The organism is Bradyrhizobium manausense, assembly GCF_001440035.1.
Taxonomy (GTDB): Bacteria; Pseudomonadota; Alphaproteobacteria; order Rhizobiales; family Xanthobacteraceae; genus Bradyrhizobium; species Bradyrhizobium manausense.
Map to the genome: position 1 here is coordinate 319814 of NZ_LJYG01000112.1, position 12601 is coordinate 332414.

Genomic DNA, 12601 nt, shown 5'->3' on the forward strand with positions numbered 1-12601 from the left:
CAGCCGTATCAGCTCAAGCCCCGACCGGTGCAATCAATGCAAGCAATGCGCTTGACATGAATCAAAGGCTGCCGTCGGTCCCGAGCAGGAAATCCACCATGAGGCCCTGGTGCTGCCGGTACATGTCTGTTCCGGTCGCGGTGACGCAGCCGTAGGGGGCCGGGATCATGCCGTTCATGCGGAGATCGGAGCGCCGTCGCTGTTCGCGTCGGCACCATAGGTGAATTCCAGTCCGTCCAGATTGCCCTCCTTGCGCCAGATGGCGAGCAGCCTGAGAAACGCCATCGGTCCGCGCCAATACTGGCTGTTGCGCGCCGCGATCGGATCGAACACGCCTTCATTGTTGTAGTAGCCCGGCGTGCATTCGGCGAGATAGGTCTGGCGGCCCACCGCGGCCTTGACGACCTCATCGACCCAGGCGTTCTCGGCTGCGAGCGTCGGCTCCAGCGTTCGCGCGCCCCGCTTGCGCGCCTCTGATATGACATAGGCGATGTGCTGCGATTGCTCGTCGATGATGTGCGGGAAGTTGGCGCTCTGGCCGGCCTGCACCGTCACGATCAGGAAGCAGTTCGGGAAGCCGCGGCTGTAGAAGCCGTGCATCGTCTTGACGCCATCGCGCCAGCGCGCGGACAGGCTCATGCCATCGCGGCCGTAGACTTCAAACCCCATGCGGCGCGCATAGTCGGTGCCGACCTCGAAACCGCTGGCATAGATCAGGCAGTCGAGCTCATAGGCCTTGCCGCCGGCGACGACCGCATTCTCCGTGATGGCTTCGACGCCCCTGCCTTTGGTGTCGACGAGATGCACATTGGGACGGTTGAACGTGTCGAGATATTCGTCGTGAAAGCACGGCCGCTTGCAGAACGCCTTGTACCAGGGCTTGAGCGCCGCTGCTGCCGCCTCATCCTTCACGATCGCATCGACGCGGGCGCGGATCTCCTCCATCTTGCGATAGTCGGCCTGCTCGATCACCTTCAGCGCCTCTTCCATCGAGGCGACCTTGTGCTTCTGGCGGCGCGGCGCCAACAGGATCTCGCCGAGCAGGCCGGTCCAGCCGTCCTGCACCAGATCCTGCTCGAACGGCTCGCCTGAAATCACCGCAGTGAAATTGTCCATGCGCTCGCGCTGCCAGCCGGGCTTCAGGCTTTCCACCCAGGCGGCATCCGTCGGGCGGTCGGCGCGCACACCGATCGCGGACGGCGTGCGCTGGAACACGTAGAACTCTTTGGCCGAGCGGCCGAGATGCGGCACGCATTGCACCGATGTGGCGCCGGTGCCGATGATGCCGACGCGCTTGTCGGCAAGACCGGTAAGACCGCCCTCCGCACTGCCGCCGGTGTAAGCATAATCCCACCGGCTGGTATGGAAGCTGTGCCCCCTGAAGCTCTCGATGCCGGGGATACCGGGCAGCTTCGGCCGGCTCAGCGGGCCTCCCGCGAGAATGACGAAGCGCGCGCGAATGCGATCGCCCCGATCGGTCTCGACCAGCCAGCGCCCCTCCTGCTCCTGCCATGTCATGCGCGAGATGACGGTCTGAAACAGCGCACGCGCGTACAGATCGAAATGGCGGCCGATGCGGCGCGAGTGTTCGTAGATCTCCGGCGCGCGCGCATATTTGCGCACCGGCATGTAGCCGGTCTCTTCCAGCAGCGGCAGGTAGATGTAGCTCTCGGTATCGCAGGCAGCGCCCGGATAACGATTCCAGTACCAGGTGCCGCCGAAATCAGCGGCCTTTTCCACAATACGGAAATCGTCGATACCGGCCGCGCGCAGACGCGCGCCACACAACAGGCCGCCGAAGCCACCGCCGACAACAAGCACTTCGGTTTCTTCGCTTAAGGCTTTGCGCGCAAAACCAGCATCGGCCCAGGGATCGTCGAGATAGCGGGCAAAGTCGCCTGTTACCTCGACATATTGCGCCTTGCCCTCGGAGCGCAGACGCAGGTCACGCTCGTCGCGATAACGCGCACGCAAGGCCTGGATGTCGATCGTAGGTACGCCGGCTGTTTCGGTCTTGTGTCTTTCCGCTGACATCGATCTCCTCCACCGCGGGCCGCTGCTTCGCCGGCAGCTCGTGCCACTTAGCCCCGAAAAAGAGACGCATGCAATCGCGTCCATCGGAGATGGCAGGAACGCCCTCTTGCTCTCGTCGTCCGCAACAACGGTGCGTCCGCTCTTTCGCTACGCCGTCATCTTCATCTTTTGGTAGATTCGGCAGCGATATATCCCTGATATCGCTAACTCCTGATCGAGGACATCATGGCGTTTTCCGGATTGGGCCTGCATCTCGGCAATTTGTCGCGCCTGTCGGACGCGCAGACGCGGTCGATCAGCCCCGAGAATTTCACCGGTGAAAAGGGCAAGGGCGGCATGTCCGTCGATGGTCCGGCAGCGCGTCAGGCCCGCGACCTCGGCCGAGGCTGGAAGGTGTCTCCCTATGTCGTGATCGAGCCCGGCGCGACGTTCACGCTCGCGGACATCGAGGGCCAGGGCGCGATCCAGCAGATCTGGATGACGCTGGCGCGCGGACGGCTTCGCCATTCCATTCTGCGCGTGTACTGGGACGACCAGGCGCAGCCGAGCGTGGAATGCCCGGCCGGCGATTTCTTTGCCTGTGGCTGGGAGGAATTTGCGCAGGTCTCGTCGCTCGCGGTCTGCGTCAATCCGGGACGCGCCTTCAACTGTTATTGGGAGATGCCGTTCCGCAAGCGCGCGCGCTTCACCCTGGAAAACCGTAGCGAAGAGGCACTGACCGTCTACTACCAGATCAACTACACCCTGACCGAGGTGCCGGAAGACTGCGCCTATTTCCATGCGCAGTTCCGCCGCACCAATCCGCTGCCCTACAAGGAGGTCTACACCATCCTCGACGGCATCAATGGCCGCGGCCATTACGTCGGCACCTACATGGCCTGGGGCGTCAACAACAACGGGTGGTGGGGCGAAGGCGAGATCAAGTTCTTCATCGACGGCGACGGCGAATTCCCGACCATCTGCGGTACCGGCACCGAGGACTATTTCTGCGGCGCCTATAATTTCGATCCCCATGTCGCGCATGCCGGCCAAGGGCAATCCCGCTATGTGGAGTTCACCACGCCCTATGCCGGCCTGCCGCAGGTGATCCGGCCCGACGGCGTCTACAAATCGCAGCAACGGTTCGGCCTGTACCGCTGGCACATCCCCGATCCGATCCGCTTCCAGAGCGACCTGCGCGTGACCATCCAGGCGCTCGGCTGGCTGCCCGGCGTCAGGGAATCGAAATATCTCCCACTACAGGACGACATCGCCTCGGTCGCGTTCTGGTATCAGGCGCTGCCGACGGCAGTATTCCCGGAGTTGCCCGGGCCGGACTATCTGGAAATCGGTTAGGGCTATCAAGAAATGCGTACAACGCGCATTCAATTCAACACCTCCACCGTCGCCGAGCGCCCCGCGACCAGCGAGATTGCCTCGGGAACGGAATCCAGCGCGATGCGCACGGGCACACGCTGGGCGAGACGCACCCAGCTGAACGTCGGATTGACGTTGGCAAGCAGATTCGCACCTTCAGCGCGGTCGCGGTCCTCGATGCCGGCGGCAATGCTCTCGACATGGCCCGTGAGGGTCGCCTTCTCGCCCATCAGACGGACCTGAACCTTGTCGCCGACGCGGATGCGCGCAAGCTTGGTCTCTTCGAAGTAGCCCTCGACATGCAGCGTGTCGGTGTCGACCAGCGCCATCACGCCCCTGCCCGCGGAGACATAAGCGCCGGGCCGCAAATCCATGTTGGTGATCACGCCGTTCACGGACGCCCGGACCTCGCTGCGATCGAAATTGAGCTGGGCGACCGCGCGGTCGGCGACCGCGGCATCGAAGGCGGCCTTGGCCTGAAGCTGGGTCGCGAGTACCTGCTCCTGCTTCTGCTGCGACACCGCGTCCGTTGTCAGCGCGGTATAGCGCTTCAGATCGGCATTGGCCTGGTCGAGCGTGGCCTGATGACCGGCGACAGCCGCATCGGCCTGCCGCAGCGCCAGCGCAAAGCGCTCACGATCGATCCTGAACAGCACGTCGCCGCGATGGACCTTCTGGTTGTCCTTGACCAGCACTTCGGTGACGAAGCCGGAGACATCGGGCGCGACCTGGACCACGTCGGCCCGCACGCGGCCGTCGCGGGTCCAGGGCGATTCCATGTAGTAGCCCCAAAGCTCGCGGCCGACACCGATCGCGGCGATAACAGCGATGATGGTCACCGCAAGCCGGCCGAGCCAGGCAAAATTTCCTTTCATGAGAGATACTCCGAGAGATAGACGATGCCGCCGAGCAGGCAGACGAAGACTGCGAAATCGAACAGCGCGCGGTGCCAGACCAGGCGGTAGAGGTCGAAGCGCTGCATGATCCGGCGCAGGAGCGCGCTCAGCACATAAGCGACGATGATCCAGAGCAAGAGCGCCGGCACCAGCACACCGTAGATGTCGATCACATATCTCATGCCGCCACACTTGCATCTGCGCGCGGCCGATAGGCCGGCGCGTCCGGGAACAGGCCGCGCCTGATACCGACGAGGCCGATCAGCGCGTCTTCCCGCGCGCTGTCATTGGGATCCTTCACCGCCTGGCCCAGCGCCCGGTCGACGCTGGCCAGAAGCTCGCGCGGCATGCCCCCGCCCGCATAGTTGCGGCAGGCGATGGCGAGCTGGTCGAGCATGTCGTCGATGACCGCGATGGTCGACGCCGCGAGCCCGTAGCGCGCCCGGCGCAGATCGATGATGTTGATGCCGATGCGGAGCTGCACGAGGCTATCGGCGTCGCGCCGGTCGCTCTCGGACAGGAAGGCGATGCGCTGCACCAACAACCCGAGACGGTGCAGCATGAGCCCGGCGAACTCCGCGCGATCGCGTTTGCCGCGCCGTTCGGCAGCGATCGCGATCGTGATCCAGCTCGACAGCACCAGGCGGTTGGCGATCCACTCGGCGCCCACCCCCCGCGCGATCCGCGTCACGACCTCCGCCATGATGACGCCGACGAAGAACGCGACAGCGGAATTGGCAAAGGATGCAAAGTCGGCCGCGTAGGTCGATTGCAGCGCGAGCAGTGTCGCGGTGTTGGCGGCGAGCGCCATGCCGGTGCCCGCCGTGGCGGGCCGGCTGATCAGCAAGCCATAGAGCAGGAAAGTCGGCGCCAGCGCAACGATCAGGACCTCGATATGGGAGATCGCGGGAATGATCGCGAACAGATAGATCGCGACCACGACGATGCCGACCAGCGACCACAGGCCGAAACTGCGGATGAATCGCGCGGGCTCATCCTGCGCGGCGAAGAACGAGCAGGCCACGGCCGCCATCATCGGCGCCGAGGCGCCGTCCGGCCAGCCCGTGCCGATCCAGAACGCGCAGGAGATCAGGATCGCCACGGTCGCGCCCGCTGCCGACCACAGTGCCAGGCCGCGATCGCGGTGACGCACCGGCGCAGCGCCAGCCTCGGATCGAAACGCCAGATCGAGCGTGGAGACGTTGCGGTTCTCGGCAATGGCCTCGGTCAGCGCACGGCAGTCGCGCGAGAGGTCGACCAGATCGCGCAACCGCGCCAGCAGGCTGGTGGTGATGATCCGTTCCCAGGACGCGCTGTCGTTCAGCCCCGCCTGCTGCTCCGCTATAGCGCCGCGGACACGGTCGGCCGGCTGCCGCGCGCTGACGTCACTTCCAATCCATTGCGCAAGCTCGTCCAGCAGGCGCTTCAGCTCCGGCTGGCGCTGCAGGGACTCCTCGCCCAATGCAGCCAGACGGTCCTCGATCGAGGCGATCACGGGCAGCAAGGTCAACATCCGCAGCCGGATTTCGCCGAGGCCGGTCACGGCATTGCGGTCGGTCAGGCGATCATAGGCAAGATGAGTGGAGAGCGTGTCGATCTCGACGATATCGGTCGCGAGCTTGAGGCGCTTGTCTCGGCGCGTTTCGTCGCTCGCCTCCCGCAGCAGAACGATCTGGCTGAGGTGGCGTGCATCGGAAAGCCAGGTGTCGACGCGATGAGCCACGGCCGGCGCGACGCTGCGGGGGAACACGATGGTCGAGACCAGGCTGGCGCAGATGATCCCGAGCGAGATCTCCTCGAGGCGCGCCACCGCGGTGTCGAAGATCGCGTCGGGCGCGGAGACCGAGGGAAAGCCGATCAGCGCGACCGTGTATCCGGCCAGCATGAACAGATAGCTGCGCGGCGTGCCGTCGAGCAGCGACAGATAGAGGCAGAACCCGACCCAGAGCGCGATCGCGAGGCATAGCAGTTCCGGCGCATTGATCAGATTTGGCACCAGCGCCACCGTCATGGTGGCGCCGACCAGGGTGCCGATCACGCGGAAGAGCGCCTTCGAGCTGGTGGCGCCGGCGAGCGGCTGCGAGGTGATGTAGACCGTCGCCATGGCCCAATAGGGCCGCGGCAGGTCCATGGCGAGCGCAATGACAAGCGCCAGCATCGAGGCGGCAAACGTCTTCAACGCGAAAATCAAGTCCGCGTGGCGGACCAGGAACGGCTCACTTTCGCGCATGACTATTTCGCCTCTGGAACCGCCGCTGCCCCGAGCAGGCTGGCCCGCTGCTCGATGCGCTGGTGCGTCGCGAAGGTTATCGCAAGTTCGTCCCCACCGATATCCTTCGGGCCTCGCCCACCCCTGTCGGATGTAGCGTTTTGGCACGGCGGTCTCTCCCCGGCGGCGAGAGATGGAAGCCGCCCCCGCCTCACTTCACCGCATACACGTCCGGATCGGCGCTCGAGCTCGGGTTCTTGAAGGCGGCGCGCAAGGCCGGCGACATCGGAACGTTGTAATTGATGCCGTTCGGCGGGGTCGGCGATTCCAGCCACTTCCTGTAGAGCACCTCGATCTCGGGGCTTGCGTAGAGCTCCGCGGTCGCGCGATCGGCCAACGCCTTGAACGGCGCGTCGTCCCGACGCAGCATGATCCCGTAGGGCTCCGGCTTGGAGAAGGTCTCGTCGCCGATCATGAACTGCGCCGGCTCCTTCGAGCGCGCAATGGCGACCGCGAGCTGGATATCGTCGAGCGCGTAGGCCTGCGCGCGGTCGGTCTCGAGCAGCAGGAAGGCCTCGGCCTGATCCACGGCCGGCATGATCTTGATGCCGAGATTGCGCTCGGTGTTGACCTTGGCGAGTTGGTTCAGATTGACCGAGCCCGCCACAGCCGTGACCGCCTTGCCCTTGAGGTCGTCGATGGTGTTGATGTTCGCGGCCTTCTTGGCGGCAAAGCGCGTCGCGCTGAGGAAGTGCGTGTTGGTGAAGGCGACCTGCTTCTGGCGGTCGGCATTGTTGGTGGTCGCCGAGCAGTGCAGGTCGAGCGTGCCGTTGACCATCAGCGGGATGCGGTTCGAGGAGGTCACCGCGACATAGTCGACGGCAATGTCGGGCATGCCGAGTTGCTTCTTCACGGCGTCCACGATTCTGAGGCAGATATCCATGGCAAAGCCGACCGGCTTCTGGTTGCCGTCGAGATAGCTGAAGGGCACCGAGGCTTCCTGATAGCCCAGCGCAATTTTCCTGGTCTCCTTGACCTTCTGGAGCGTACCGGAGAGATCTTCGGCGGACGCTGCGCCGGCAAGACAAGTGACGGCCAAGAGAACGGCGGGTAGACGCATCGAAAGCTCCTGAAAAGGTCGCGCCGCCATGCCGGGCGCAATCGAGGCGGTGATAGCCCAGTCGCCCGCCAGCCACCAGACCGGCCTGGGTCTACCAGCTATCGCGGCTTTCGATATGGCGGCAGGCCCTTCGTCTCCGCTACATTGGCACGATCCAGGACTCGCCGATCTATCAGCCAGATCTTCTCCATGACCGCCCAGACCGCTTTCGACCTGATCTTCCGCAATGCCTTGCTACGATCATCCCCGACACCCGTCGATATCGGCGTGAAGGGCGGACGCATCGCTGCGATCGAACAAAATCTCGCCTGCGAGGCCGTCGAGGTCGATCTCGGAGGACGGCTGGCGGTGCCCGGATTCGTCGACACCCACGTCCATCTCGACAAGGCCTGCCTGCTCGAACGCTGCGGGCACATCCACGGCACGCTCGGCGATGCCATCCGCGCCGTCTCGGCGATGAAGCGGGATTTCAGCACCGACGACGTCTATGCGCGCGGCGCCAAAGTGCTCGAACGCGCCATCGTGCACGGCACGACGCGGATGCGCACCCATGTCGAGATCGACCCGCGTATCGGCCTGCGCAGCTTCAAGGCGATCAAGGCGCTCAGGCGCGACTACGACTGGGCGATTGATCTTGAGCTTTGCGTGTTCCCGCAGGAAGGGCTGACCAATGATCCCGGCGCCGACGAGCTGCTGGTTCAGGCCCTGCGTGACGGTGCCGATGCAATCGGCGGCTGCCCCTATACCGACACCGACCCGAATGCGCATCTGGCACGCATCTTCGACCTCGCCCAGGAGTTCAATCTCGATGTTGACCTCCATCTCGATTTCGATCTCGATCCCTCCTGGTCGCATCTCGACGAAGTCATCAGGCAGACCGAGCAACGCAATTACGGAGGCCGCGTCGCAATTGGGCACGCCACAAAGCTTTCGGCCCTACCGCCGGAGCGGCTGAAGGCCGCCACCGCGCAATTGGCCAAGGCCGGCGTCGCCGTTACCGTGCTGCCGTCGACCGACCTTTATCTGATGGGACGCGAGGCCACCCACAACGCACCGCGCGGGCTGACGCTGGCGCACAAGCTCGCGGGCGAGGGCATCGTCTGCTCGATCGCGACCAACAATGTGCTCAATCCGTTCACGCCGTTCGGCGATGCCTCGCTGCTGCGAATGGCGAACTTCTACGCCAATGTTGCCCACGCCGCCGTCGGCGATTTCGACACCTGCCTCGATCTCGTCACCGAGCTGCCGGCGCGGCTGATGAATCTCGGGGATTACGGGATCGCGATCGGCAAGCCTGCCGATCTCGTCGTGCTCGATACCAACGACAGCCGCTTCGCCATTGCGGAGCTGCCGGATATCCTGATGGGATTCAAAAGCGGGCGGCAGACGTTTGAGCGGTCGCCGGCCAGGCTGCTTCGCTCACGAAACTGAACCAGGCGCGACACATCGACCCGACGGAGCAACCGGATGGCCTTCGACAAGATCTTCCTGAACGCACGCTTCGATGGCGGGGCGCGGCATCACATCGCGGTCAAGGATGGCCTGATCGCTGCGCTTCTGCCGGCCGACGCGCCCGCTGGCGGGGCCGAGACTATTGATCTCGGCAATGCCCTTGTCGTTGCCGGCTTCGTCGAAGGCCACATCCATCTCGACACCAGCTTCTACGGCGACGCCTGGCGTCCGCACAAGCCGTGCGCCAATGGCTTCAACGTGCACGAACGCGTGGCCTTCCAGGCCGAGAACATGGCCGAGGCGGCGCCGATGGACGTGCGGGCGCGCAACCAGCTCGATCTCTGCATCGGCAACGGCTCCATGCAGATGCGCAGCCACGTCATGGTCGATGGCTCCGTCGGCCTGAAATCGCTCGAGACGATCCTGCGCGTGCGCGAGGAATACAAGAGCTTCATCGACATCCAGCTCGTCGCCTTTCCCCAGAGCGGCATCCTGACGAGCCCGGGCACGCCGCAATTGCTCGATGAGGCCATCGGCCTCGGTGCTAACCTCGTCGGCGGGCTCGATCCCGCCAGCTTTGATCGTGATGTCGAGAAGCACCTGGACGTCGTGTTCGGCGTCGCCGAAAAGCACGGTGTCGACGTCGACATCCATTTGCACGACATGGGCACGCTCGGCGCCTTCGAGATCGAGCAGATCGCGGCGCGCACGCGCGCGCTCGGCATGCAGGGCCATGTTGCCATCAGCCACGCTTACGGGCTCGGCGATATCACCCTGGACCAGCTCAAGAGCGTCGCCGACATCCTCGCCCGCTCCGGCGTCGCGATCATGACCAACGCGCCGGGCGCCCGCGCCTTCCCGCCGATCCTTATCCTGCGCAGCGCCGGCGTCACCGTGTTCAGCGGCAACGACAATATCAGGGATTCCTGGTGGCCCTATGGCGACGGCGACATGCTGCGCCGGGCGACGACGCTCGGCTATCGCTCGGGCTTCAACACCGATGAGGAGCTACGTGTCGCCTTTGACGTCGTTACCGTGTCAGGGGCCAGGGCGCTGCGACTTGAAGGCTACGGCCTGCATGTCGGCGCCCAGGCCGATTTCGTGACGTTGAACGCCGAGCATGTTCCGGAGGCCGTGGTCGCCGTGCCGCAAGGCCGCGCTGTCTACAAGGCAGGTATGCTCGTCGCGCGCGACGGCAGGATGGTCGGGAAACGTCCCTAATCCCCACCGCTTTCCGGCCGGATTCATCGCCAATCGCTTCCAAGACCGAGTCCAGTAGAATCCCGGACCGTAGCTCCACGCGTTGCCAGAAAGGTGGCCCTCACCCTAATTGGGCACGCGCACTGACCATCTGCGTTCTCCGGGGAAGTTATGGATACGTTCGGCGCATTCAGCAGCCTTGATTATCAATCCATCCGGGCCAGGACGCCCGCCGAGACTGCCATCAAGCGATTGAGCGGCATCGGCGAGGTGCTGTCGGGGCTCGACACCGCCACGATCCGCTCGACGGACGATATGGCCCGCGCGCTGCGCACGCTCGATACCGCCGACAAGTGCATTCGCATGATCCTGACCGAATTCAAAAGCGAGCGTACCAGGGATGTCACCCGGGAAGCCGATCGCCTGATTGACTCGATCGAACTCGCCCGCGATGAAATCTCGGGCCTGCACCACGCCGGCGAAGCCGGAGCTGAGCGCTTGCTAGGCGCTAACGCTTGATCTTTGCGAGAATACGATCCGCCTCGGTACGCCAATCGGCGCTGCGAGCGAATTCCTGCTCACCCTTCGGCCCGAACAATCCCCCATCCGCGAGATCTGCGACCCAGGCCTGACGCTCCGCGGTGCCCTCCGCCGACCAGGGCGTCAGGCCGGCCTCACGCACCGTCTCGGCGACCTCACGCACCTCTTCGGCGCGGCGACGGCCGTGCTCGATCACCCGCTGGAAGAAATAGGCGCCCTGCTTCTCCCAGTTGATGCCGGGAAACGTCTCCGCGAGTGAAGCCAGCACCGCATCCTCGACGCCATAAGCGCGTGCGGTCGTAAAACTTTCGATCACCAGGGCCTCCAGGCCCTTGATCATGATGCTGCGGCACATCTTCACGGCCGAGGAAACGCCGAGCTTGTCGCTGGCGACCTTGGCCGCAAAGCCGATCGCGTTCAGCAGCGGCTCCAGCTCCCTCGCACCGGGGCCACCAAGCAGCAGTGGCACCTTGATGCGATACGGCGGCACCGAGGTCATCACGGCGCCCTCGACATAGCGTCCGGCAGCGCCATCGATCAGCGCTGCTGCACGCTGCTTGGCGCCCGGCGAGGCCGAATTGAAATCGAGAAACCATGTGCCCCTGATGATCGCATCAGCGCAGGCTTTTGCCACCGGCACGGCCTGGCTGGCGGTAACGGCCGAGATGATGAAGTCGGATTTTGCGGTCAGTTCGGCATGAGACGTTGCGAGCATCACGCCGAACCTCGCAGCATGTTGCTTCATCGCAGCGCCCTGCCCGCCTCCGAGCTTGACGTCGTAAGCCGCGACCTTGATGTCCTGCTGGCGCAGATCCTCGGCCAGGATCCGGCCGACCTCGCCATAGCCCACCAGCCCGATCTGCCACCGCTTCGGATCCGCCATCAGTTCAGTCCTCGTGTCGTCGCGTCAAAAAGCTCCTCGACCGTATAGCGGCGCGGAATCAGCGCCTGCTGGAATGCGTAGTCGACGATCAGCTCCAATGGTTTTCTGTTCGCTTCAATGCCGAACGGCAACAGATCGGGCGTTGCCGCCGGCCCCATCTGCTCCTTATTCCGCTTGAGCAGATCATAGACAGCAGCGACGATTTCGGGGCGCGTTTTCGCGAGGCTTTCGGTCACGACCACGAGATGATTGACCGGCACGACGCCGCGGCGCGCATACCATTTGGCGGCTTCCGTCGCGGGATCGGGGAAGAGCGACTTCAGCTTGGGATTGTCAGTGGTCTCGCCAAGGACGGCGTCGACCTCGCCATCCAGCAGCATCTGCAGGACCTTCTTGTCTTTCGGCGCCCGCTCGGTGGTGTCGACATATTCGGCGACGTGCGGATCCTCGAACGTCACCCATTTGATCTTGTCGAGATTGACACCGTAATCGTTGGCGAGGATGCCCCGGATCCAGGCCCCGGTCGTCGTGGTGAACGAGCGGATGCCAACGCGCTTGCCTTCGAGATCATCAGGTCCAAGCGTCCCGCGCGCGGGGTTGTACAGCGCATAGGCATGCTGGAAGCGGCCGAGCATGGTCGCCGGCAACAGCACCAGCGGCTTGCCGTGCGCCTTCGCCATCAGATAGGTGACGATCGCCATCTCGCAGACGTCGAACGCCTGCTCGCGCACCATCGGTTTGAACGCCGTGTTGGTCGGCGTGTACTCGATGAAGTCGAGCTCGAACAGGTCGGCGCGAAGCTCGCCGCTCTTCACCGCCTTGACGTGAGGGTGATTGCCGAGCACGGCCCTCAGCTTGAGACGATCCATCGGCGCGCCCCCCCGATCAGACGATGTTGCGAACGAGGACCG

General features: G+C 64.3%; 11 protein-coding genes. 4 read left to right on the forward strand and 7 right to left on the reverse strand.

Going from position 1 to position 12601, the window contains the following annotated elements; genetic code table 11:
* Window positions 1-174: 174 nt before the first annotated feature.
* A complete protein-coding gene (locus AOQ71_RS38060) occupies window positions 175-2034 on the reverse strand; it encodes a flavin-containing monooxygenase (RefSeq protein WP_057758284.1) in 1860 nt (619 codons plus the stop codon).
* Window positions 2035-2259: 225 nt separating this feature from the next.
* Between AOQ71_RS38060 and AOQ71_RS38065 the strand changes: the two genes are divergently transcribed.
* Window positions 2260-3369: a glycoside hydrolase family 172 protein gene (locus AOQ71_RS38065; RefSeq protein WP_057758287.1), complete on the forward strand. Its 1110-nt coding sequence runs from the start codon at window positions 2260-2262 to the stop codon at window positions 3367-3369.
* 29 nt (window positions 3370-3398) lie between these two features.
* Here the strand turns inward: AOQ71_RS38065 and AOQ71_RS38070 are convergent, their stop codons facing one another.
* From AOQ71_RS38070 to AOQ71_RS38085, 4 genes are all read right to left on the reverse strand, one after another.
* On the reverse strand, window positions 3399-4265 hold the full coding sequence (locus AOQ71_RS38070) for an efflux RND transporter periplasmic adaptor subunit (RefSeq protein ID WP_057758289.1): 867 nt from the start codon (window positions 4263-4265) through the stop codon (window positions 3399-3401).
* Window positions 4262-4468 carry a DUF1656 domain-containing protein gene (locus AOQ71_RS38075; protein ID WP_057758291.1) on the reverse strand — a complete coding sequence of 69 codons (207 nt, stop codon included), beginning with the start codon at window positions 4466-4468 and terminating at the stop codon, window positions 4262-4264. Before AOQ71_RS38075 ends, AOQ71_RS38070 begins: the two co-directional genes overlap by 4 nt.
* The gene (locus AOQ71_RS38080; protein ID WP_057758293.1) at window positions 4465-6516 is read right to left on the reverse strand and encodes an FUSC family protein; all 2052 of its coding nucleotides are present in this window, start codon (window positions 6514-6516) and stop codon (window positions 4465-4467) included. Before AOQ71_RS38080 ends, AOQ71_RS38075 begins: the two co-directional genes overlap by 4 nt.
* A gap of 190 nt (window positions 6517-6706) precedes the next feature.
* Entirely contained in the window at window positions 6707-7615 is a 909-nt protein-coding gene (locus tag AOQ71_RS38085) for an amino acid ABC transporter substrate-binding protein (protein ID WP_057759050.1), read from the reverse strand.
* A gap of 189 nt (window positions 7616-7804) precedes the next feature.
* On the opposite strand from AOQ71_RS38085, the gene AOQ71_RS38090 reads away from it, so the two are divergent.
* The 3 genes from AOQ71_RS38090 (at window position 7805) to AOQ71_RS38100 (ending at window position 10786) form a co-directional block, all read left to right on the forward strand.
* On the forward strand, window positions 7805-9046 hold the full coding sequence (locus AOQ71_RS38090) for an amidohydrolase family protein (protein WP_057758296.1): 1242 nt from the start codon (window positions 7805-7807) through the stop codon (window positions 9044-9046).
* A 36-nt stretch (window positions 9047-9082) separates the two neighbouring features.
* Window positions 9083-10288: an amidohydrolase family protein gene (locus tag AOQ71_RS38095; protein ID WP_057758298.1), complete on the forward strand. Its 1206-nt coding sequence runs from the start codon at window positions 9083-9085 to the stop codon at window positions 10286-10288.
* Between the two features lie 150 nt (window positions 10289-10438).
* Window positions 10439-10786 (forward strand): hypothetical protein, encoded by a 348-nt coding sequence (locus tag AOQ71_RS38100; protein WP_057758300.1) that lies wholly within the window; start codon window positions 10439-10441, stop codon window positions 10784-10786.
* Here AOQ71_RS38100 and AOQ71_RS38105 read toward each other — a convergent pair.
* Window positions 10776-11690, reverse strand: a complete 915-nt coding sequence (locus AOQ71_RS38105; RefSeq protein WP_057758302.1) for a DUF1932 domain-containing protein — start codon at window positions 11688-11690, stop codon at window positions 10776-10778. The genes AOQ71_RS38100 and AOQ71_RS38105 overlap by 11 nt on opposite strands.
* On the reverse strand, window positions 11690-12559 hold the full coding sequence (locus AOQ71_RS38110; protein WP_057758304.1) for a substrate-binding domain-containing protein: 870 nt from the start codon (window positions 12557-12559) through the stop codon (window positions 11690-11692). Before AOQ71_RS38110 ends, AOQ71_RS38105 begins: the two co-directional genes overlap by 1 nt.
* Between the last annotated feature and the right edge of the window lie 42 nt (window positions 12560-12601).